This is a genomic window from Streptomyces achromogenes (assembly GCF_030816715.1).
In the GTDB taxonomy this organism is placed as follows: Bacteria; Actinomycetota; Actinomycetes; order Streptomycetales; family Streptomycetaceae; genus Streptomyces; species Streptomyces achromogenes_A.
Window position 1 is genome coordinate 4,325,417 of record NZ_JAUSYH010000001.1, and the last position, 21,944, is coordinate 4,347,360.

Below are 21,944 nucleotides of genomic sequence, written 5' to 3' on the forward strand. Positions count from 1 at the left end.
TCCGCCCACCCAGAATCGATTTCAAACCGGGCCGCACCTTGCTGTAAGGTCTCCCTCGGTAGCGTGTCCGAGCGGCCGAAGGAGCTCGCCTCGAAAGCGAGTGTGGCGCAAGTCACCGAGGGTTCAAATCCCTCCGCTACCGCTGATAGGAGAGGCGCCCGGTTCATCGAACCGGGCGCCTCTTCGGCATCTCGCCCTGGTCGGCGACTTCTTCCGCGCCGGACCCGGCCGAGTCTCGTCGTCGGCGGCGACGCACCTGCCGCGGACGCTGTGCGAACACGGAATGCGAGCGCGGATTGCGAACACGGAATGCCGAGCGCGGATTGCGAGCGCGGATTGCGCCTGCATCCTCGCCCGCAGGACCCTTGCGTCCAGCGCCCTCGGAGTCGGCGCCGTGCGCTCCCGCATGCCGCACCGACCACCATGCCTCGGCCGCGAGCGGCAGCCACGCCACAGCCATCGACGGAGTCCCCGGAACGGTTCATGAACGCGCCACAGACGATCAAAAGCGGTGAGTAAATCGCACTTACGGATACACTCGCCGCCGTCAGCGGGGCCCGAGCGGCCACATACAGGGGAGGCCAGGTGGCGGTGAACGCCAAGAAGATCGCCGTCTACGTGCTCGTGGTGTTCGTGCTCTACGTGATCATCACGGACCCGGCGAAGGCGGCGGACTACGTCCAGATAGGCTTCGAGGGCATATCGGACGCGGCCCAGGCCATCGGCGACTTCTTCACCTGGCTCGCCGACGGGGCGCGGTAGCCGAGACCGTCGCACGCACAGGGAGTGCCCATGATCCGCCACCTGGTCCTGTTCAAACTCGACGAGGGAGTCGAGCGCGACGACCCCCGGGTGGTGCAGGGCGAGGCGGCCTTCCGGGCCCTGGGCGGACAGATCGACGAGCTGCGCTTCTGGGAGCTGGGCTGGAACATCAGCGAGCGGCCCATCGCCTACGACTTCGCCATCAACTCGGCGGTCGAGGACGCGGACGCCCTCCAGCGGTACCTCGAGCACCCGGCCCACCAGGCGGGCGTCGCGCTGTGGCGGGAGTTCGCCACGTGGGTGGTCGCGGACTACGAGGTCTGAACCGACCCTCCTGCCGAACGGAGCCCTCCGCCGGACCGGCGGGGGGTTTTTGCGTGCCCTCGTTCAAGGCCGGCGCCCTCCTCGCCGCTCAACACGGCGTTATGGGGTGCTTGCACACAGTGCACATGTCTTGTGATGCTATGACCGCTTTTGACGGATGAGTTGACCGATGTTGACCTGACGAAGAGGTGGCGTTGACCTTGTCGGCCAGTACTGCGCCGCCTCAGACAGAGGCGCCCCCGGCACCCGTCACGGCGTCGGCCCCCGCATCCGTTCCGGGCCCGGGCGCGGCCTCGACCCCGGCCCCCGCTCCCGCGCCCGCCATGGAGGCCGTGGAGGCTCCCCAGACCGTTCAGGCCCCCCAGCTCACGGAGACCGTGCAGGCCGCCCAGGGCGGCGAGACTCCGCCGGCCGTCGAGGGCGCGCAGGCCGCCGAGGCCGTGGAGGCCGCTCCGGCCCCGGAGCGACGCCGCGGCGCCGACACCCGGGCACTGACCCAGGTGCTCTTCGGGGAGCTCAAGGAGCTCCAGCCGGGCACGCCGGAGCACAACCGCGTGCGCGGGGCGCTCATCGAGGCGAACCTCCCGCTCGTGCGCTACGCGGCCGCCCGTTTCCGCTCCCGCAACGAGCCGATGGAGGACGTGGTCCAGGTCGGCACCATCGGCCTGATCAACGCCATCGACCGCTTCGACCCGGAACGGGGCGTGCAGTTCCCGACGTTCGCGATGCCCACGGTCATCGGCGAGATCAAGCGGTACTTCCGGGACAACGTCCGCACCGTGCACGTACCGCGCCGGCTCCACGAGCTGTGGGTGCAGGTCAACAGCGCGACCGAGGACCTGACGACCGCCTTCGGCCGCACGCCGACGACAGCGGAGATCGCCGAGCGGCTGCGCATCGGCGAGGACGAGGTGCTGTCCTGCATCGAGGCCGGCCGCTCGTACCACGCCACGTCACTCGAGGCCGCCCAGGAGGGCGACGGCCTGCCCGGCCTGCTGGACCGCCTCGGCTACGAGGACCCGGCGCTGGACGGCGTGGAGCACCGCGACCTCGTCCGCCACCTCCTGGTCCAGCTCCCGGAGCGCGAGCAGCGCATCCTTCTGCTGCGCTACTACAGCAACCTGACGCAGTCCCAGATCAGCGCGGAACTCGGCGTCTCCCAGATGCACGTCTCCCGCCTGCTGGCGCGCAGCTTCCAGCGACTGCGCTCCGCCAACCGCATCGAGGCGTGACGCGACCCCCTGATCCCCCATCCCTGAGCCCCGATTCCTGAGCCTTGGGTCCGGCTTCCGGCTTCCGGCTTCCGGCTCCCGGCTCCCGGCTCCCGGCTCCCGGCTCCCGGCTTCCGGCTTCCGGCTTCCGGCTCCCGGCTCCCGGCTCCCGGCTCCCGGCTCCCGGCCCGCATCCCCCTTCGGCGCCGCTCGACACGTAGCTCGATGGGGTGTCGCAAGCACGACCGACAGGTCACCGTTGGGAGCGAATCGCTCACCTTCGCTCTTCCTGGTGGATCTCCGCTGAAAAACCGTCACACCCCCTTTTTCCAGGGCTGATTCGTCACTCACATGTCGACATGTCACTACAGCGTGTTGCCGACATGTGACATTCTGCCGGAAGAGCGTTTGCCGGGGCTTCGGCTCCGGTATTCAGGTGAAGGCTGACGTTCCTCAAGCGGGGGCGTTGCGCCGCGACCGTCCCGCGACCCAAAGGGGGTGGCATGTCCGCAGAACAGGGCAGCTCGAAGGTGCTCACGCTCACGCTCACGCCGAGCGAGTCCGCGCCCGTCGCGCCTGTCGAGCCCGACGTGCTCGACGACGTCACAGCCCCCGAGGCCCCCGCGGCCCCGGCTCTCACGGCCACGGGGGCCATCGACACCCGCACCCTGTCCCGCTCTCTGTTCCTGCGACTGGCCACTCTCGCCGAGGACAGCCCCGAGCGCGTGTACGTCCGGGACACTCTCATCGAGCTCAACCTCCCGCTCGTGCGCTACGCGGCGGCCCGCTTCCGCTCGCGCAACGAGCCGATGGAGGACATCGTCCAGGTCGGCACCATCGGCCTGATCAAGGCGATCGACCGCTTCGACTGCGAACGGGGCGTGGAGTTCCCGACGTTCGCGATGCCGACGGTCGTGGGCGAGATCAAGCGCTTCTTCCGCGACACGTCCTGGTCGGTGCGCGTCCCTCGCCGGCTGCAGGAGCTGCGGCTGGCGCTCACCAAGGCCAGCGACGAGCTCTCGCAGAAGCTGGACCGCTCCCCGACGGTGGCCGAACTCGCCGCGGTGCTGGGCGTCTCCGAGGAGGACGTCGTCGACGGCCTCGCCGTCGGCAACGCCTACACGGCCTCCTCGCTGGACTCCCCGGCGGCGGAGGACGACGGCGGCGAGGGCTCTCTCGCCGACCGCCTCGGCTACGAGGACACCGCGCTCGAGGGCGTGGAGTACCGCGAGTCGCTGAAGCCGCTGCTGGCCAAGCTCCCGCCGCGCGAGCGCCGCATCATCATGCTGCGCTTCTTCGCCAACATGACCCAGTCCCAGATCGGCGAGGAGGTCGGCATCTCCCAGATGCACGTCTCCCGTCTCCTCACCCGGACGCTGGCCCAGCTGCGCGAGGGCCTCATCTCCGACTAGGGCCGGTCACGGCACCCGGGCCTGACCGGCCGGTCAGGTCGTCGGGAAGCAGCGGCGCACGCACAGGGGTTCCTCACTGACGGTGCGTCAGACACACTGGCGCGATGCGCAGTCCGACACGGGCACATGGCCGCCGGGGCGCCCTCTGGGGCGCGTCGGCGGCCGCCGTACTCGCGGTGGGAGCGGCGGGCCTGCTCGCCGGATGCGGCGGAGACGGCGGTGGTGACGACTACGTCGCTCTCGGCTCGGCGGGCGACTCGGCCCGTCCGGGCACGGGCGGCCCCGGAGGGCCGACGGGCGGGATACGCCTCGTTCCGCTGGACGGCGAGAGCGGCTCCCCCACCGGAAGACCGGGCTCGGATCCGGGTTCTGCTTCGGATTCAGCTTCGGGTTCGGGCCCTCGTCCGGGGACGACGGCCCAGGCTCCCGATGCGGGTGCCGATGCGCGTGTCGATGCGGATGCCGGGGGAGACAAGGCGGCGGGCGCCTCGGGCGATCCAGTCGGCGGCTCGCCCTCGAACCCGCACACGGATCCGCCCACGGCTCCGTCCTCGCCCGGCCCCACGGCCCCGTCCGGGCCCTCGTCCCCGGCACCGGCCGCCCTCACCGTGAGTGAGCCGGTCCGCGCGGGCACGGAACAGCGGTGGTGTGAGGACGTGACCCTCGTCTTCCACAACTCCGGTGGCAGAGCGGTCGGTTCGGGCACGGTCGTGTTCGGCACCCATGTCGTCGACGGACTCGGCATCGACTGGGCCACGCGCGAGTCGACGGTCCCGCTCCCCACGCCGATCCGCGCGGGCGCACGGACGGAGAAGACCTGGACGGTGTGCGTCGACGCGTGGCGCGTACCGCTGGGCATGCACATCGAGACCCGTGACGTCTCGGTGCAGTGGCACTGACGGCGCTCCGGTGCGGCGTGCCTGCGCGGGCGTCGGCGCGATGCCGGTTTGCGCCCGGCGCGGAGCTGCTCACGAAGGCGCGATGCGGAATCCTGTGCGCCGACGGCGACGCGATGAGGGAGTGTTCCCGTGCGGTGCGGAAGCCGCCTCCAGGACGCCTTGAGTGTGGCGGCGTCCGGGGCCTCCCTGCGGGGGCCTGCGAGGGGGGAACGGCCCGGCGCCGCACCGCTGATGACACGGCGGCACCATGACACCGGATGCGCCTCGGCGCGGGCGCGAGTGCCGGCGGCGCGACGCGCAATCCTGCGCGTCCGCCGTGTCCTGGGCGCGAGGGGTTGAGACGGCAGCGCGGTGCGAGCCGTCGGGGCTGCCGGGGCTGCCGGGTCGGGAGGGCCCGGCGGAGCCGTTCGCCGGCACGCCGGGTGGCCCGGCGGCAGGCGCGGCCGGGCACCCGCCCGCCGGGGCCACCGCGGCGGCTGGTGGGGGCGGGCGCACCGTGCACCCGTAAGCACGGGTGCACGGGTGCACGGAGACGCTCGCGTTACTTCAGCGCCAGCCAGGCGACCGCCGCGACGATCACCAGCACGGCGACGACGCCCACGATCAGGCCGATACGGGGACCGGCCGGCGCGGGAGCCGGCGCGGCGGCCCGGGGAGCGCCCTCGTCGACGAACGCGCGGAACATCTGGGTGCTGCCGGCGGGGTCGTGGTTGCCCTGGGGGCCCTGGGTGTTAGCCATGGGCCGAGACACTAGCGAAAACGGGCGGTCGGACCCAAGTGGGGGTCGTGCGGAGCGCCTTCCCGCAGCAGGTTCGGCCGGGTCCCGACCGGTTCCACCGTTCTCGGCAGGTCTCGGCAGGTCTCGGCAGGTCTTGACCAGTGCGACCGGTGCGACCGGTGCGACCGGTGCGACCGGTGCGACCGGTGCAGCCGGTGCAGCCGGTGCAGCCGGTGCAGCCGGTGCAGCCGGTGCAGCCGGTGCAGCCGGTGCAGCCGGTGCAGCCGGTGCAGCCGGTGCAGCCGGTGCAGCCGGTGCAGCCGGAGTGCCCACCTCGGACTCCACCTGCCGATTTACCACCGTAATACTTGCCTTTGCCAACTTTTTGCGGCCGCGGTGGCCCGTTTTATTTGCCTGTAGCAACCAATGGCTTCTATGGTTGCCCCAAGCAACAAATTCGGGAGGTGTGATGGCCGAGCAGGCGCAGTTCGCGGAGCTGGCGCATCAGCTCAGTGCCGTCGGGGCCGTGAAGCGTGACCTCGGGCGGATCCTGCCGCAGGACTGTTCGGCCGGCTCGGCCGCGGTGCTGACGCTGTTGGGCCGCCACGGCGACATGCGCATGAGCAACCTGTCCGAACTGCTCGCCGTCGACATGTCCGTGACCAGCCGGCACGCCGCGCACCTGGCCGAGCGGGGCTGGATCCTGCGCTCACCCGACCCGGCGGACAAACGCTCGCGCATCCTGCACCTCACGCCTGAGGGCCAGGCGATGCTCGCCGACCTCCACCGCCGCAGCACGGAGCTCCTGGCCGAGCGGCTGGGCGACTGGACGGACGCCGACGTCGGCCGGCTCGTCGGACTGCTGACCCGGCTGCGCGCCAGCTTCGGCGACTGCCGGACCGTCGCCCACCGGCCACCGCCCCCGCCCGAGTCGCCGCCGCCCGTGGCGCACCGGCCGCCCCAACCCCCGCCTCCCGTTCGCGAAGGCGAACGGATGCAGGCCACCGAGACCACCCGTACACCCGCACAAGCGACGTAGGAGAAGGAAGCTCATGGCAACGACCACACCAACCGGTGTGCGGGCCCACGCGAAGCACGGCGGAGGGTCCCACGGCTCCGCCGCGGACGCTCCGATGACCCACCGGCAGATCATGGAAGCGCTCTCCGGGCTGTTGCTCGGGATGTTCGTGGCGATCCTTTCGTCCACGATCGTCTCCAACGCCCTCCCCGAGATCATCGGTGACCTCGGCGGCGGACAGTCCGCCTACACCTGGGTCGTGACCGCCACCCTGCTGTCGATGACTGCGACGACCCCGCTGTGGGGCAAGCTCGCCGACCTGTACAGCAAGAAGGCGCTCGTCCAGATCGCGCTCGTCATCTACGTGCTGGGCTCGGCGGCCGCCGGGCTCTCGCAGAACCCGGGAATGCTGATCGCCTGCCGTGTCGTGCAGGGCGTCGGCGTGGGCGGTCTCTCCGCCCTGGCGCAGATCGTCATGGCGGCGATGATCTCCCCGCGTGAGCGCGGCCGTTACTCCGGCTACCTGGGGGCCACCTTCGCCGTGGCGACCGTCGGCGGTCCGCTGCTCGGCGGCGTCATCACGGACACCTCCTGGCTGGGCTGGCGCTGGTGCTTCTACGTCGGCGTCCCCTTCGCCGTCATCGCGCTGATCGTGCTGCAGAAGACGCTGCACCTGCCGGTCGTGAAGCGGGACGTGAAGGTCGACTGGGCCGGCGCTTTCTTCATCTCGGCCGCGGTCTCGCTGCTGCTGGTCTGGGTCACCTTCGCCGGTGACAAGTACGACTGGCTGTCGTGGCAGACGTACACGATGATCGCGGGCTCGGTCCTGCTCGCGCTGCTGTTCGTGGTCGTCGAGGCCAGGGCCGCCGAGCCGATCATCCCGTTGCGCCTGTTCCGCAACCGCACCATCACGCTGTCGTCGATCGCCTCGATGTTCGTGGGCGTGGCGATGTTCTCCGGGACCGTCTTCTTCGCCCAGTACTTCCAGCTGGCCCGGGACGAGTCCCCGACGATGTCCGGCATCATGACGATCCCGATGATCGGCGGTCTGTTCGTCTCCTCCACCGTCTCCGGGCAGCTCATCACCCGCACCGGAAAGTGGAAGGCCTGGCTGGTCAGCGGTGGTGTGCTCATCACCGCGGGCCTCGGCCTGCTCAGCACGATCCGCTACGACACGGACTACTGGAAGACCGCGCTCTTCATGGCGCTGCTGGGTCTCGGCATCGGCATGATGATGCAGAACCTGGTGCTCTCGACGCAGAACCAGGTGGACCCGTCCGACCTCGGATCGGCCAGCTCCACAGTCACGTTCTTCCGTTCGCTCGGCGGTGCGATCGGCGTCTCGGCGCTCGGAGCCGTCATGGCGAACCGCATCACCGACTACGCCGAGGACGGCATCGCCGGCCTCGACCCGAAGTACGCCGCGCTCGCGTCCGGCTCCGGTTCCTCCGGTCAGATCCCGGACATGGACAAGCTGCCCGTGCCGCTGCGCACGGTCATGGAGAGCGCGTACGGCCACGGCATCGCCGACGTCTTCATGATCGCCGCGGTGCTGGCGCTGCTCGCCTTCCTGATCACCCTCTTCATCAAGGAAGTCCCGCTGCGGACCAAGGGCGCGCTGGCGCAGGCGGCGGAGGGCGACACCCCGGCCGCCGCCGCGGTCCCGGCCACGGGCACGGGCACGGGCACGGGCACAGCTGCGGTCACGGCCGCCGGAGGGGAGCACGTCCCCGGCTGGGCGGTCGCCGAACCGGCCGGCGAACCCGGCCGGGAGGCCGGTCCGCAGGGTACGCAGCAGCTCTCCGCCATCGGCGCCGCCGAGTCCCGGGAGGCCCGCTCGAACGGCGTCCCCGTGCACGGCTTCGTCCGCGGTGCCGAGAACGCGCCGGTCCCGCAGGCCGCCGTCACCCTGATCTCGCTGACCGGACGGCAGCTCGGCCGGGCGGTCGCGCAGACCGACGGTTCCTACGCGGTGGACGCGCCGGGCACGGGTTCGTACGTGCTGATCGCCTCCGCGGACGGCTTCCAGCCCCAGGCCTCCACGATCGTGGTGAACGGCGCGGAGCCGGTGGCGTACGACATCCTGCTCAGCGGGACCAGCGGGCTCACCGGTGTGGTGCGGGCCGCCGAGTCGGGCGAGGGCGTCAAGGACGCCATGGTGATCGTCACCGATGTGCGCGGTGATCTGCTGGCCACCGGAACCACCGGTGAGCAGGGCGGGTTCTCCTTCACGGAGCTGGTGCCGGGCGCGGTGACCGTGGCGGTGAACGCCGCCGGGTTCCGGCCGCACGCCCTGCCCGTCGAGATCGGCGTCACGGGCGTGACCCGCGCGGAGATCGTCCTCGACGCGGGCGCCCAGCTCCAGGGCGTCGTCCGGGCGCCGCACGGACCGCTGGCCGACGCGCGCGTGACGCTCGTGGACGCGGCGGGCAACGTGGTCGGCACCGCCACCACCGGCGTCGACGGGGCCTACGCCTTCGCCGACCTCGACGGCGGCGACTACACGGTCATCGCGACCGGCTACCCGCCGGTGGCCACCGCGCTGACCGTCGCGGGAGCCGACGTCGACGGCCACGACATCGAGCTCGCCCACCCGGGCGAGTAGTCGCGGGCCGGGACGCGGGCCGGAGGCGGGCGGGTGCCGGGCAGGCACCCGGGCGGGCCGGAGGCGGGCGGGTGCCGGGCAGGCACCCGGCAGGCAGGCAGCCGGTCAGCGGCACCGGCCATCGGCCGGCTGACCTGCCACCTGCCACCTGCCACCTGCCACCTGCCACCTGCCGTCGCAGGACCGCCGATCGGCCGCAGGTCGACACCGGTCGACACCGGTCGACACCGGTCGACACCGGTCGACACCGGTCGACACCGGTCGACACCGGTCGGCCAGTTGTCGCAGACATCGCTCCGGCCCGGTGCGGGGTACGCCTCGCACCGGGCCGGTTCCAGTCGAGGAGTACGTGAGATGGGACTGACCGCGAAGATCCGCACGCGGGACGGATGGGCCGTGTCGCACGCGGTCGTCACGGTGACCGACATGACGGGCGGACAGGTGCTGCGCGCCGAGGCCGACGCGGAAGGGGCCGTGCGGGACGCGACCGCACTCGCCCCCGGGGCCTACACGGTGATCGTCACCGCCGTCGGGTACGCACCCGCGGCCTCCAGCGCGATCGTCACGGCGAGCGGAAGGGCGGAGGTCGGGACCGTGACCCTGGCCCGGCAGGGCGGTTCGGAGCTGCCCCCGCCCGGCCCCTGGACCGTCGACCCGGCGCACTCCGCCGTCGGCGCGGTCGCCCAGCACCTGGGCATCTCCAGCGTGCACGGCAGGTTCACGGAGTTCGCGGCGGCCGTCGAGGTCGCCCCGGACGACGTCACGAAGTCCCGGGTGGAGGCGGTGATCCGGGCGGCCTCCATCGACACCGGCAACGCGGTGCGCGACGCCCATCTGCGCTCGGCCGACTTCCTGGACGTCGAGCGGTACCCGGAGATCGTCTACCGCTCGGACGGACTGACCCCGGCCGGCCCCGACCGCTGGACGGTCCACGGCGAGCTGACCATGCGCGGCGTCGCCCGCCCCGTGGAGCTGGACCTGGCCTACCTCGGCACGGGCTCCGACCCGTGGGGCGGCACCCGGGCCGCCTTCCGCGCGACCGCGCAGCTGCGGCGCGAGGACTTCGCCATGAACTACAACCAGGTCGTCCAGGCCGGCATCGCGGCCATCGGGACGACGCTGAAGGTGGAGCTGGACGTCCAGGCGGTGCAGGGGGACGCGCTGCCGCAGCTCGAGGCCTAGCGACGGGCAGCCGCACGACGACGACGGCCACGGGCACCGCGACCGCCACAGGCGTACGCACCGCAGGGTCAGCCGGGCGGGGCGTCCCGCGGCCTAGGCTGAGGGCATGGCACCGAACATCGCGACGAACACCACGGTCTCCCTGGACGAGCTGCTGGACTTCGTCCGTCCACGCCACCGTGCGATCCTGCTGACCCGGCGTGCCGACGGCGGCCCGCAGGCCTCACCGCTGACCTGCGGGGTCGACGACTCGGGGCGCATCGTCGTCTCCACGTATCCCGAGCGGGCCAAGACGCGCAACGCCAAGCGGGACACGCGCGTCGGCGTCCTCGTGCTCAGCGACGACTGGAACGGGCCGTGGGTCCAGATCGACGGCGCCGCCGAGGTGGTCGACGCCCCCGACTCCGTCGAACCGCTCGTGGAGTACTACCGCAACATCGCCGGCGAGCACCCCGACTGGGACGAGTACCGCCGGGCCATGCGCAAGCAGGGCAAGTCGATCATCCGGATCACTCCGGAGCGGTGGGGCCCGGTGGCCACCGGCGGCTTCCCGGCACGCCTGGTCACCGGCGCCGACGAGTAGGCCGGCCCGGACGACCAGGCCGAGTAGACCAAGCAGGCCGAGCAGGCCGAGCAGGCCGGATCCCGGCGGAGGGCGGGGCGCCGCCGGGTGTGGTCCGTCAGCCGCGCTCGGCCATCGCCTCGATGCCCGCGATCAGCAGGTCCAGGGCGAATGCGAAGTCGCGCTCCCACATCTCCTCGACCGTGTCGTCGCCGCGCGCCGCCATGATGTCTCCGGCCTCCTTGACCACTTCGGCGGCCGGCGGGACCTGGCCGGCCTCGCTCATCGCGCGGCGGAAGTAGTCGTCCGGGGTCATGCCGACGGCCGTGCAGCGGGCGAGGAAGTGGCCCTCGATGGTGCCGAAGCCGTACACGAACTGGAAGACGGCGGCGATGGCCGCCCCGAGGCCGCGCGTCGGGATCCCGGTGCGGCGGACGACGCGCTGGACGACGCGGGAGAAGGCGAGGTGTTCGGGGCCGACGTTGAGGAACGTGCCGGCCAGCGGCGACAGCCAGGGATGCCGGACCAGCAGGTCGCGGTAGGCCCGGGCGAGCGCGCGCAGCTGGTCGCGCCAGTCAACGTCGTCGTCCGCCGGATCGGGCAGCAGCTCCGACAACTCGCCGAAGGCGGCGTCCAGGGCGAGTTCGAGCAGGTCGTCCTTGGTGTCGACGTACCAGTAGACGGACATCGCCGTCACGTTCAGCTCGGCCGCCAGCCGCCGCATGGAGAACCCGGCCAGCCCCTCGGCGTCCAGCAGCCGCACGGCGGCCTCGGTGATCCGGTCCCGGTCGAGTCCGGAGAGCTGACCCCCGCCGCGGCCCCGGCGACGCGCTTTGCCTTCCAGCCACACGCTGGTGTGCGCGGCGGGATCCTTGGCGGTCTCGGCCATCGCGCGGCACCTTCCTGAACTCCCGGTCACTGGGGACGATGCTAAGCGGTGGCCGGCGTTCCGCAGGAGGGCGGGGCCCCGCCCGGGCTGGGGATTCGACCGTCCCGGAAGACGGGGACAGGGCGGTGGCGCCGCGCCACCGCCCTGTCCCCGCGAACCCGCTTCCTCGGACCCGTCCTCGTGGCCCTCGTCAGCTGCTCGCCTTCCGGGTCAGGTCGTAGAAGGTGGACGAACCGACCGTCACCTTCTTGAAGTTGGCCTCGACCCAGGAGGTGATCTGCGAGGACGTGCCGTTGCTGCTGCCGCCCATGCCCCCGCCCATGCCCCCGCCGGAACCGCTGCTGATGAAGTAGTGGATCTCACCGTCGGCCACGTACTGCTTGAACTGCGCCAGCGTCGGGGACGGGTCGGTGCCGTTGAAGCCGCCGATCGCCATGACCGCGTCACCCGTGGCGAGCTGGTAGCTCGCGGCGTTCTGGGCGCCGATCGCCGCCGCGGCCCACGTGTACTTCCCCGAGTCGGTCTCCAGCAGCTTCTTGGCCTCGGCGGAGACGCTCGCGCCGTTCAGCAGGCCGCCACCGCCGCCGCCCATGCCGCCGCCGTCACCGGTCTGCCCGCCGGGCGTGCCGCCCTGCTGGTTCTGGCCCTGCCCCTGCGTACTGCCGTTGCCGTTCTGGGTGGTGCCGTTGCCGTTCTGCTGACTCTGGCCCGGCATGCCGCCACCGGGGAAGCCGCCCGCGCCGCCGCCCGGCTGGTTCTGCCCCTGACCCTGATTCTGGCCCTGATTCTGGCCCTGATTCTGCGTAGTGCCGTTGCCGTTCTGGCCGCCGGGGCCGCCACCGTTGCCGCCGAAGCCGCCCCGGCCACCGCCGCCACCCGGACCGCCGCCCATCCTGCTCGCGCCGGCCGGACCGGCGGTGACGATGGAGCCGGTGTGGCCCTCCTGCAGCGTGCTGAGGGTGTACGCCGCCGGGCCGGCCAGCGCGGCCACGAGGCCGACGGACGCCGCGGCGAGCGCGAGTTGCCGGTTGATCCGGCCCGCGAAGACCAGGCCGAGCGCGGCGGTCAGCCCGCCGAGCAGCACCAGCCACTTCAGCCAGGGCAGGTAGTCGGGCGTGCGGTTGAGCAGGACGTAGCTCCAGGCCGCCGCCGCCACGACCGAGGCCGCGAGGGTCAGCGAGGCCCAGATCTCGGACCGCTTCTCCCACAGGACGCCGGCGCCCATGCCGATCACGGCCGCCATGTAGGGGGCCAGGGCCACCGTGTAGTACTGGTGGAAGATGCCCGCCATGTAACTGAAGACGGCCATGGTGATCAGCAGGGAGCCGCCCCAGACCAGGAACAGGCCCCGGGTCGTCGACGTCCGCCGCAGCTTCCGGGTCGCCACCAGACCGCCGACGAGCAGCACCAGCGCGGCCGGCAGCAGCCAGGAGATCTGGCCGCCGATCTCGGAGTTGAACATCCGGTCCCAGCCGGTCTCACCCCACTGACCGGTGTTCCCGCCGCCACCGCCGCCGCCGACGCTGCCGGTCTCCTCGCCGTTGAGGCGGCCGAGACCGTTGTAGCCGAAGGTCAGCTCCAGGAAGGAGTTGTTCTGAGAGCCGCCGATGTACGGGCGGGAGGAGGCGGGCCACAGCTCGACGATCGCGACCCACCAGCCGCCGGACACGATCAGCGCGCCCGTGGCGACGGCCAGTTGGCCCAGCCGCTTCTTCACCGGCACCGGCGCGCAGACCGCGTGGACGAGCGCGAGCGGCGGCAGGATCAGGAACGCCTGCAAGGTCTTGGCGAGGAACGCGAAGCCGATCGCGACGCCGGCCCACACCAGCCACTTCGTCCGCCCGTCCTCGATCGCGCGAGCCGTGAAGTAGCAGGCCACGGCCATCAGGAGGGCCAGCATCGCGTCCGGGTTGTTGAACCGGAACATCAGGGCGGCGACGGGGGTCAGGGCCAGCACCGCGCCGGCGATCAGACCGGCCGCGGGGCTGAACCGGCGGCGAACCGAGGCGTACACGACGGCGACCGTGCCGACGCCCATCAGCACCTCGGGCGCGAGGATCGCCCACGAGTTCAGGCCGAAGATCCGCACCGACAGCGCCATCGGCCACAGGGAGGCCGGGGGCTTGTCGACGGTGATCGCGTTGCCCGCGTCCAGCGAGCCGAAGAACAGGGCCTTCCAGCTCTGGCTGCCCGCCTGGACGGCCGCCGAGTAGAAGGAGTTGGCATAGCCGGAGGCGCTCAGGTCGTAGAGGTAGAGGAGCAGAGTGGCGGCCAGCAGGCCGAGGAACGCCGGGCGGGCCCAGCGCGGGTCCTCGGGGCGGCCTCGCCACAGTCTGCGGTGCAGGGGCTGCTTCGGCTCACCCGAGTCGGGGGCCGGGACGGCGGTTTCGCGCGCGGACGCCGGGGAGTTCTCCGGCGGCGCGCCCCAGGCGGTCGTCGGCTGGTCGAGGTGGGTGGTCATCGGGCGTCCCCCGGCTCGGTGTCGTGGGGGCGCACCGGCTGCGTCCGCAGGGTGGCGTCCCTCCAGGTGCCGTCCGCGGCGTCGTCGGCGCGGAGGTGGGTCGTGGACGTGGACGAGGTCATGGACGAGGTCGTGGACGAGGTCGTGGTCCGGGCGGCGCCGTGCGGATGGGCGACCGGCCGCTGCGGCGGGCCCGAGCGCTGGGGCAGCGGCCCGAAGGGGCCGCCCGCCTGCACGGACGAGGCCACCGGGTACGTCGTGGGCGTGGCCGTCGGGTAGGTCGCAGGGCCCGCGTCCGCCGTCGGGTACGTCGCAGGGCCCGCGTCCGCGGTCGGGTACGTCGCGGAGGACGGGCCCCCGGCAGCGGCGGGGGTCTCGACGGGGGCGGGGGCCCCGGTCGTCGTCGCCGGGTCCTCACCGTCGCGCCGGTCGGAGAACACCCACACGCGGAAGAGCAGGAAACGCAGCACCGTCGCCGCGAGGTTGGCGGCGACGAGGACCGCCAGTTCGGTGGCGTGCGCGGGGTCGGAGGTCGCCGCGTTCAGCGCGACGAGCGAGCCGCTGGTCAGCGCCAGGCCGATGCCGAAGACGACCAGGCCCTGCGCCTGGTGCTTGACGGCCCCGCCGCGCCCCCGCACCCCGAAGGTGAGACGCCGGTTGGCGGCGGTGTTGGCGACCGCGGACACCAGCAGGGCGAGCGCGTTGGCGATCTGCGAGCCGCCGAACTGGCGGAAGCCGCTGTAGAGAACGAGGTAGAAGAGCGTGGACAGACCGCCGACGACGCAGAACCCGACCAGCTGACGGGCCAGGCCCCCCGGCACGTCCTGGATGTCGCGGTCGCGCGGGTCGTCGCCGAACGGGCGGCGGAGCCGGTCGAGGGACAGCGAACCGGTGGCCAGGGCCCTGCCCACGCGCCACACCCCTTTCAGGTCGTCGGTCGCCGTCTTCACGATGTGCACCGTGGAGTCCGGGTCGTCGACCCAGTCGACCGGCACCTCGTGGATACGGAGGCCGGCGCGCTCGGCGAGCACCAGCATCTCGGTGTCGAAGAACCAGCCGGTGTCTTCCACCAGGGGGAGCAGAATCTGTGCGACGTCTCGCCGGATCGCCTTGAACCCGCACTGCGCGTCCGAGAAGCGGGCCTGCAGCGAGCCGCGCAGGATCAGGTTGTAGGCGCGGCTGATGAACTCCCGCTTCGGCCCGCGCACCACACGGGAGTCATGAGCGAGCCGGGAGCCGATCGCCAGGTCGGAGTGGCCGGAGATCAGCGGCGCCACCAGCGGCAGCAGGGCGTTGAGGTCGGTGGACAGGTCCACGTCCATGTACGCGAGGATCGGGGCGTCCGAGGCGGACCAGACGGTCCGCAGGGCTCGGCCGCGGCCCTTCTGCTCGAGCCGGAAGTTCCGCACCTCCGGGATCCGCGCCGTCAGCCGGCGCGCCACCGAAGGGGTCGCGTCGGTCGACGCGTTGTCCGCGATCGTGATGCGGAAGGAGTAGGGGAACGTACGCGTCAGGTGGTCGTGCAGTCTCTGGACGCAGGGCTGGAGGTCCTTCTCCTCGTTGAAGACGGGGATCACTACGTCCAGGACAGGCGTACCGGCTGTGGCGGCCGGGAGGTGCTCCCGCGCCGGCAGCGTGCCGGGAGAAGAGTCGGTTCGCATGTCGCCGACTTTGGTCAGGCGCCCTGTTGCACCCATGTGGTGGCACTGTGCTCGACCTGTGAGTCGAGTTGCCAGTTCGTTTCGGGGGCGGGCTGGGGCAGGACCGGGCCGAGCGCGGGCAGGTGCACGGTGAACACGGTCTGTCCGGGGACGCTGTCGACGGTCACGGCGCCGCCGTGCGCGGTCGCGACGGCCTGCACGATGGCGAGTCCGAGGCCGGTCGAGCCGGACGCGCGGGAGCGCGAGGAGTCGCCGCGCGCGAACCGTTCGAAGACGTGCGGCAGCAGGTCGGGCGGAATGCCCTGCCCGTCGTCCTGGACGTCCACGCACAGCCACGGCCCGCGGCGCTGCACGCGCGCGGTGACGGTGGTGCCGGGCGGGGTGTGCGTCCGGGCGTTGGCGAGGAGGTTGACGAGGACCTGTTGAAGTCGCGCCGAGTCGGCGGAGACCAGGGCCGGCTCGTCGGGGAGTTCGAGGCGCCAGACGTGTTCGTCGCCGGCGGCGCGGGCGTCGCTGACGGTGTCGATGACCAGGGGGACGAGGTCGGTCTGCTCGAACTGCAGCGGGCGGCCGGCGTCGAGCCGGGCGAGCAGGAGCAGGTCCTCGACGAGGAGGGTCATCCGGCCGGCCTCGGACTCGATGCGGCCGAGCGCGTGCTTGGTGTCGGGCCCGACCTCCTCGCGTCCGCGCCGGGTCAGCTCGGCGTAGCCGCGGATGGAGGCGAGGGGCGTCCGCAGCTCGTGACTGGCGTCCGCGACGAACTGCCTCACCCGGGTCTCGCTCTCCTGGCGGGCGTGCAGCGCGCCGTGGACGTGGTTCAGCATCCGGTTGAGGGCCGCGCCGACCTGCCCGACCTCGGTGTGCGGATCGGTCTCGGACTCCGGCACCCGCTCACTGAGGTTCACCTCGCCGGTGTGCAGGGGGAGTTCGGAGACCCGGGTGGCGGTGGCGGCGACCTTGCGGAGCGGCCGGGTGGCGACGCCGACCATGACGGTGCCGGCCAGACCGGCCGCGACGAGACCGGCGACGGTGAGGCTGATCTCGACGACGATCAGGGTGTTGATGGTCTTGTCGACGTCGGCCGTGGGGATGGCCACGTAGTAGGCGGAGGTGTCGTTGCTGGCGTACTTGACGAGGTAGTCGCCCAGTCCGGGGATCGTCACGGTGTGCGTCCTGTCGTCCCGGGAGACGGAGTTGAGCGCCTTGCTCTGGGCTTTCGTGAGCTTCTTGCTGCTCATCGAGAAGTCGTCCTGCGACTTCACGCCGCGCGCGGACTCGGTGATGGTGCCGTTCACGACCTTGGCCGCGACGGTGCTGTCCGACTGGGGGCCCTTGACCAACCGATCGAGGTCGGTCGCCTGCGCCTTGCCCTGCTGCTGGCCGTGCGTGGTGGCACCGTTCTTCGCCTCGTCGGGCGGTACCCCGAAGCCGTCGCGGGGCGCCGCACGCGCCGCCACCTCACCCAGGCGCTCGCTGAGCTGGCCGTACAGGTGGTCCCGCAGCACCAGGGTGGTCACCGTGCCGATCACCGCGCAGACGACGGCGATCAGGGTCACGGACACGACGACGAGCCGGGTCCGCAGGGTGCGCGGCTTTCCCGCTCGTCTCTTCTGCGGACCCGGCCGTCGTCGCCCGCTCATGACGCGGCGGGCTTGATCAGGTAGCCGGCCCCACGACGGGTGTGGATCATCGGCTCACGTCCGGCGTCTATCTTGCGCCGCAGGTAGGAGATGTACAGCTCGACGACGTTGGCCTGGCCGCCGAAGTCGTACGACCACACGCGGTCCAGGATCTGCGCCTTGCTGAGCACGCGCCGCGGGTTGCGCATCAGGAAGCGCAGCAGCTCGAACTCGGTGGCGGTGAGGTGGATGTTGGCGCCGGCCCGTGAGACCTCGTGGCTGTCCTCGTCGAGGGTCAGGTCCCCGACCACCAGCATGGAGTCGGACCGCCGGTCGGCGGCGCCGGAGCGCCGGATGAGCCCCCGCAGCCGGGCCACGACCTCCTCGAGGCTGAACGGCTTGGTGACGTAGTCGTCGCCGCCGGCGGTGAGCCCGGCGATCCGGTCCTCGACGGCGTCCTTGGCCGTGAGGAACAGCACCGGGACGTCCGGCAGCTCACGCCGCAGCCGCCCGAGGACGGTCAGCCCGTCCATGTCCGGCAGCATCATGTCGAGGACGACGGCGTCGGGCCGGAACTCACGGGCGGTCTGGATCGCACCCGTGCCGTCACCGGCACTCCGGATCTGCCATCCCTCATAGCGCAGGGCCATGGACAGCAGCTCGGTGATCGACAGCTCGTCGTCCACCACCAGCACGCGGACGGGGCTCCCGTCCGGCCTCAGCAGTTCGGTGCGCCCCTGGGGCGAGGTCGTGGTCATGGTGAGCACCCTGTCGGGGCCCGCTGAGAGCACTCTTTCACTCGTCTGTGATTTCCCTGAGAAACGCACAGGCGTCTCTCAGGCAACACCTGGGAAGCGCTTGCCCCGCTCTCACCCCGCTCTTGCCGTGCGGGGCGGATCACCCGCGAATGCCCTGGTACGCACCGCGTCGCGGCCCGACGTCGAGGGCCCGTCCCCCGACGACCCCGCGGGCCCACGACGGGGAGCCCGGCTGTGATCCACCTTGGCGACACACAGGAACACGCGGGATCACACCCCGTCAGAACAGTCCGTCCTGCCGATGCTCGGCCACTCTGAACTGCCGCACCGGGAAGCTCACTTCGCCGTCTCCCGCGGGAACCAGCCGCCACCCCCGCATCAACCGTGTGTCGAGTACGACCACCCCTCGCCGGCCGGTGGAACGAGCGCCGGCGTCGGAAGCGGGGCCGACGGCCGAAGGAAGGCCGGTGACCGAAGAACGGCCGGTGACCGGAGGAAGGCCGGTGGCCAGATGCAGGTCGGTGGCCAGATGCAGGTCGGTGGCCAGATGCAGGTCGGGGCCGGCGGCCGCCACCAGCTCGCCGCTCACCGAGCCGCCGGGCACGAGCTCGCTCACCTCGCCGAGCACGGCCGGAGCCCCGGCGAGCCCGAAGGCCCGTACATGATCCACCGGTTGGAACGGCGCGCGCTCCAACGACTGCGGCCACTCGCCCAGTTGCACGGCCCGGCCGTACACCTCGCGCAGCTCACCCGCCCGTTCCTCCTCCCCCGTCGGCAGCGTGGACCGCACCGCCCGCTTGACGGCGTACGGGACCCGGTCCGGCACGCGCAGCGCGGCCCGCAACAGTTCCTCGGTGCGGCGGGCGGCCATCAACGGCCCGACGCCGAGCCAGCTGAAGCAGACCGCGCCCTGCTCCAGCAGTCGCACCGGCCCCCGCTCGGCGGCCGTGATCCCCACCTTGACGAGCCCGGGCCCGAACCAGGCGAGATACACCCGGTAGGGGCGCGGGTCGTCGGCGATCCCGTCCGCCGCGACGGAGTGCGCCCGGTCCAGCCGCGCGCACTCCTCGCACCGGGCCCCCGTGCTCCTCCCCGGCACGGCCGCCCGCACCGGACACGGATTCCCCCGAGCCCCGACACACTGCCGCACACCGCCCGCCACCACGCCGAACGAGACCCGCTTGCCCCAGGTCAGCGGGCTAGGACGGGCCCCGTCCCAGATCAGCGCGGAACCCTCCGCCGCCGACCACCGCAGCCCCGCGCACCTCCATGCCTGTGCCATCACCCGCAACGGTAGGCCCCGGCACCGACAGCGCGGTGACGGCCGTGCGCCCGCGCCCGGCGAGCCGGCACCCGACACACCCCGGATGCCCCTCCCGGGCCCACGGGTCCCGTACCCGCATCCCCCATTCCGACCGCGGGCGCACCCCCGGCGGCTTGCCCCACCCGGCGAGATGCAGCCCCCAGGTGACCAGCGCGGCCAATCCGAGGACGACGCCGCCGACGGCCAGCGCGGGCACCGAGCCGACGCACACGCCGACGCCCACCGCGGAGCCCCCGACGGCCACGATCGCCACGCCGGTCCATCCGGCGATCGTGTGCCCCTCGTCGTATCCATGCCCGGCCATGAATCCCTCACCATCTAAGAAGTTCAGAATGGAAACCTCTTACAAGGTAAGACAAACAGAAAGCAGATAACAAGGACCCAGCACGAACCCGTCACCCAGCCCGTGGACCGCCCGCCGGCGCCACCACCCACGAGCCCCTAGCCCGCGCCCCCATCCACCACAGCCGGCCCGCACGACACAGTGCGGCCCACGCACTCGAACACCCCGGAGAGGAACCGGCCCCGCGATGACACCCGAGCCGCCGCCTCCGCCCCCGCACCCGTCCCCGCACTCGCCCCCCCGCCCCGCCGCCACCCCCGCCCAGGCGCTCTCCGCGATGGACGACCTCATCGCGGCCAGCATGATCGGGCAGCAGGAGATGGCCCAGCGCCTGGGCCTGAACGTCACGGACCTGACCTGCTTCGGCTACGTCCTCCAGGCCGGCGAGGAGCTCCTCACGGCCGGGGACCTCGCGGCACGCGTCCAGGTCACGACGGGTGCGGTGACCGGCATCCTCAACCGTCTGGAACGCGCCGGCTACGTCACCCGTCGCGCCGACCCCAAGGACCGCCGCCGGGTCCGCGTGGCGGCCGTCCCCTCGGCGGTGGCCAGGGCCTACGCCCTCTACGAGCCGCACTACGTCCGCCTGAACGCCCTCTTCGCCGACTACTCGCCGGAGGAGATCGCCGTCCTGACGGACTGGTTCACCCGCGCGACCGCCCTCGCCAACGCCTACCGCGAGGAACTGCGCCTCCGGCACGACCCGAGCGAGTGACCCCACCAGTATTCAATGATGCGATTAGTCATTTTCTTGAGTAACCTGTGGGGGAGGAAGCGAAGGCGGACGGAGAAGGAGGGGGGCCGCTTCGATGGCCTTGCGACACGCCGTGCTGGCGGCGCTGCTGGACGGTGAGTACAGCGGATACCAGCTGGCGAAGGCGTTCGACGTCGGCGTGGCGAACTTCTGGCACGCCCTGCCCCAGCAGCTGTACGCCGAACTGGCCAAACTGGAGAAGGAAGGGCTGGTCGCGGGTCGGCAGGTGATCCAGGAGACCCGTCCCAACAAGCGCCTGTTCCACGTCACCGACGCCGGACGCGCCGAACTGGAGGAGTTCGCCGCGGCCGTCGCGAAGCCCTCGTTCATCCGTGACGATCTGCTGGTCAAGGTCCAGGTCGCCGACCGCATCGGCACCGCATCGGTGATCGAACAGCTGGAGGAGCGGGCGTCGGCGGCCGAGGCCAAGATCGAGCTGCTCGGCAAGCTGCTGCACCAACTGCGCGGCGACACCGACGAAGAGGACTTCCTTCGCCGAGGCGAGCGGATCGGGCCGTATCTGACCTGTCTGCGCGGCCTCGACTTCGAGCAGGGCCACCGGGACTGGTGCCTGCGGATCGCAACAGTCCTGCGGGAAAGGCGGACGACTCATGCCGAGCGGTGACTACGTGCGCTACGTCGCCCTGGGCGACAGCCAGACCGAAGGGGTGGGCGACGGGGACGACACCGTCGGCCTGCGCGGCTTCGCCGACCGGTTCGCCGAGCACCTCGCAGCCGTCAACCCCGGTCTCCAGTACGCCAATCTGGCCGTACGAGGACGCACCGCCGGCGAGGTCCGCGCCGAACAGCTGGGGCCCGCCCTGGCCCTGCGCCCCGACCTGGCCACCGTCGTCGCCGGCGTCAACGACCTGCTCCGGCCCCGGTACGACGCCGCGGAGGTGGCGGGACACCTCGAGGACATGTTCGCCGCGCTCACGGACGCCGGGACCCATGTGGTGACACTGACGTTCCCCGACGTCGGAAAGATCATGCCGCTGGCCCGGCCGGTCAGGTCCCGCGTGCTCGACCTCAACACCCGTATCCGTGCCGCGGCCGCCCGTCACGGCGTCGCTGTCGCCGAAACCGGCCGCCAGGCCGTCACCACCGACCCGCGGATGTGGACCGAGGACCGTCTCCACGCCAGCCCCCTCGGCCACGAACGGATCGCCGCGGCCCTCGCCCACGCCATCCACCTGCCCGGAACGGACGACGCCTGGACACTCCCCCTCCCCCCACAGCGGGTTCCCTCGCGTCGGCAGGCCGCAGGGGCCGAGCTGCGCTGGGCGGCCGCCCACCTCGGCCCCTGGCTCGGCCGCCGACTGCGCGGCCGGTCCTCCGGCGACGGCCGCACCGCCAGACGCCCCCGCCTCCTGCCTTTGAGTCCCCCGCCCGACTCCGCCGCGCAGACCGGCCCTCGGGACTCCCCGTAGAGACGGCGCCGC

20 protein-coding genes and 1 tRNA gene are annotated in these 21,944 nt (G+C 72.0%); 13 read left to right on the forward strand and 8 right to left on the reverse strand.

Features of this window, described 5'->3' with window-relative positions:
* Nucleotides 1–57 precede the first annotated feature (57 nt).
* From QF032_RS19385 to QF032_RS19410, 6 genes are all read left to right on the forward strand, one after another.
* Nucleotides 58–142, forward strand: a tRNA-Ser gene (locus QF032_RS19385).
* A 443-nt stretch (nucleotides 143–585) separates the two neighbouring features.
* A complete protein-coding gene (locus QF032_RS19390) occupies nucleotides 586–762 on the forward strand; it encodes a hypothetical protein (protein WP_173985603.1) in 177 nt (58 codons plus the stop codon).
* Nucleotides 763–792: 30 nt separating this feature from the next.
* Nucleotides 793–1,086, forward strand: coding sequence for a Dabb family protein (locus tag QF032_RS19395; RefSeq protein WP_306950340.1), 294 nt, complete (start codon nucleotides 793–795; stop codon nucleotides 1,084–1,086).
* A gap of 194 nt (nucleotides 1,087–1,280) precedes the next feature.
* Nucleotides 1,281–2,318: an RNA polymerase sigma factor SigF gene (locus tag QF032_RS19400; RefSeq protein WP_373430356.1), complete on the forward strand. Its 1,038-nt coding sequence runs from the start codon at nucleotides 1,281–1,283 to the stop codon at nucleotides 2,316–2,318.
* A 482-nt stretch (nucleotides 2,319–2,800) separates the two neighbouring features.
* Nucleotides 2,801–3,709, forward strand: coding sequence for an RNA polymerase sigma factor SigF (locus tag QF032_RS19405; protein WP_306950342.1), 909 nt, complete (start codon nucleotides 2,801–2,803; stop codon nucleotides 3,707–3,709).
* 656 nt (nucleotides 3,710–4,365) lie between these two features.
* Nucleotides 4,366–4,608: a hypothetical protein gene (locus tag QF032_RS19410; protein WP_307044263.1), complete on the forward strand. Its 243-nt coding sequence runs from the start codon at nucleotides 4,366–4,368 to the stop codon at nucleotides 4,606–4,608.
* 541 nt (nucleotides 4,609–5,149) lie between these two features.
* On the opposite strand, the gene QF032_RS19415 is transcribed toward QF032_RS19410, so the two are convergent.
* The gene (locus QF032_RS19415; RefSeq protein WP_307044265.1) at nucleotides 5,150–5,347 is read right to left on the reverse strand and encodes a hypothetical protein; all 198 of its coding nucleotides are present in this window, start codon (nucleotides 5,345–5,347) and stop codon (nucleotides 5,150–5,152) included.
* Nucleotides 5,348–5,795: 448 nt separating this feature from the next.
* Here QF032_RS19415 and QF032_RS19420 point away from each other — a divergent pair, with 448 nt between their 5' ends.
* From QF032_RS19420 to QF032_RS19435, 4 genes are all read left to right on the forward strand, one after another.
* Nucleotides 5,796–6,365 (forward strand): MarR family winged helix-turn-helix transcriptional regulator, encoded by a 570-nt coding sequence (locus tag QF032_RS19420; protein WP_307044267.1) that lies wholly within the window; start codon nucleotides 5,796–5,798, stop codon nucleotides 6,363–6,365.
* 13 nt (nucleotides 6,366–6,378) lie between these two features.
* Complete coding sequence (locus QF032_RS19425) at nucleotides 6,379–8,949, forward strand: MFS transporter (RefSeq protein WP_307056798.1); 2,571 nt, start codon at nucleotides 6,379–6,381, stop codon at nucleotides 8,947–8,949.
* Nucleotides 8,950–9,303: 354 nt separating this feature from the next.
* Entirely contained in the window at nucleotides 9,304–10,131 is an 828-nt protein-coding gene (locus QF032_RS19430) for a YceI family protein (protein ID WP_307056801.1), read from the forward strand.
* Nucleotides 10,132–10,237: 106 nt separating this feature from the next.
* On the forward strand, nucleotides 10,238–10,714 hold the full coding sequence (locus QF032_RS19435) for a PPOX class F420-dependent oxidoreductase (RefSeq protein ID WP_307044273.1): 477 nt from the start codon (nucleotides 10,238–10,240) through the stop codon (nucleotides 10,712–10,714).
* Nucleotides 10,715–10,811: 97 nt separating this feature from the next.
* Here the strand turns inward: QF032_RS19435 and QF032_RS19440 are convergent, their stop codons facing one another.
* From QF032_RS19440 to QF032_RS19470, 7 genes are all read right to left on the reverse strand, one after another.
* Nucleotides 10,812–11,582, reverse strand: a complete 771-nt coding sequence (locus QF032_RS19440) for a TetR/AcrR family transcriptional regulator (RefSeq protein ID WP_307056802.1) — start codon at nucleotides 11,580–11,582, stop codon at nucleotides 10,812–10,814.
* A 190-nt stretch (nucleotides 11,583–11,772) separates the two neighbouring features.
* Nucleotides 11,773–14,043: an ArnT family glycosyltransferase gene (locus QF032_RS19445; RefSeq protein ID WP_307056804.1), complete on the reverse strand. Its 2,271-nt coding sequence runs from the start codon at nucleotides 14,041–14,043 to the stop codon at nucleotides 11,773–11,775.
* Nucleotides 14,040–15,704: a bifunctional glycosyltransferase family 2/GtrA family protein gene (locus QF032_RS19450; RefSeq protein WP_307044279.1), complete on the reverse strand. Its 1,665-nt coding sequence runs from the start codon at nucleotides 15,702–15,704 to the stop codon at nucleotides 14,040–14,042. The genes QF032_RS19445 and QF032_RS19450 overlap by 4 nt, the downstream gene beginning before the upstream one ends.
* A gap of 14 nt (nucleotides 15,705–15,718) precedes the next feature.
* A complete protein-coding gene (locus tag QF032_RS19455; protein WP_307044280.1) occupies nucleotides 15,719–17,344 on the reverse strand; it encodes a sensor histidine kinase in 1,626 nt (541 codons plus the stop codon).
* Nucleotides 17,341–18,081 carry a response regulator transcription factor gene (locus QF032_RS19460; RefSeq protein WP_307044282.1) on the reverse strand — a complete coding sequence of 247 codons (741 nt, stop codon included), beginning with the start codon at nucleotides 18,079–18,081 and terminating at the stop codon, nucleotides 17,341–17,343. The genes QF032_RS19455 and QF032_RS19460 overlap by 4 nt, the downstream gene beginning before the upstream one ends.
* Nucleotides 18,082–18,361: 280 nt before the next feature.
* Nucleotides 18,362–19,363: a DUF2797 domain-containing protein gene (locus QF032_RS19465; RefSeq protein WP_307056805.1), complete on the reverse strand. Its 1,002-nt coding sequence runs from the start codon at nucleotides 19,361–19,363 to the stop codon at nucleotides 18,362–18,364.
* Nucleotides 19,281–19,709: an HGxxPAAW family protein gene (locus QF032_RS19470; RefSeq protein ID WP_307056807.1), complete on the reverse strand. Its 429-nt coding sequence runs from the start codon at nucleotides 19,707–19,709 to the stop codon at nucleotides 19,281–19,283. The genes QF032_RS19465 and QF032_RS19470 overlap by 83 nt, the downstream gene beginning before the upstream one ends.
* A gap of 226 nt (nucleotides 19,710–19,935) precedes the next feature.
* Here QF032_RS19470 and QF032_RS19475 point away from each other — a divergent pair, with 226 nt between their 5' ends.
* The 3 genes from QF032_RS19475 to QF032_RS19485 all read left to right on the forward strand — a co-directional run bounded on the left by QF032_RS19475 (nucleotide 19,936) and on the right by QF032_RS19485 (nucleotide 21,932).
* Nucleotides 19,936–20,463 carry a MarR family winged helix-turn-helix transcriptional regulator gene (locus QF032_RS19475; protein ID WP_307044288.1) on the forward strand — a complete coding sequence of 176 codons (528 nt, stop codon included), beginning with the start codon at nucleotides 19,936–19,938 and terminating at the stop codon, nucleotides 20,461–20,463.
* Nucleotides 20,464–20,557: 94 nt separating this feature from the next.
* Complete coding sequence (locus tag QF032_RS19480; RefSeq protein ID WP_306950358.1) at nucleotides 20,558–21,127, forward strand: PadR family transcriptional regulator; 570 nt, start codon at nucleotides 20,558–20,560, stop codon at nucleotides 21,125–21,127.
* On the forward strand, nucleotides 21,114–21,932 hold the full coding sequence (locus tag QF032_RS19485; protein WP_307044290.1) for an SGNH/GDSL hydrolase family protein: 819 nt from the start codon (nucleotides 21,114–21,116) through the stop codon (nucleotides 21,930–21,932). Before QF032_RS19480 ends, QF032_RS19485 begins: the two co-directional genes overlap by 14 nt.
* Nucleotides 21,933–21,944 lie beyond the last annotated feature (12 nt).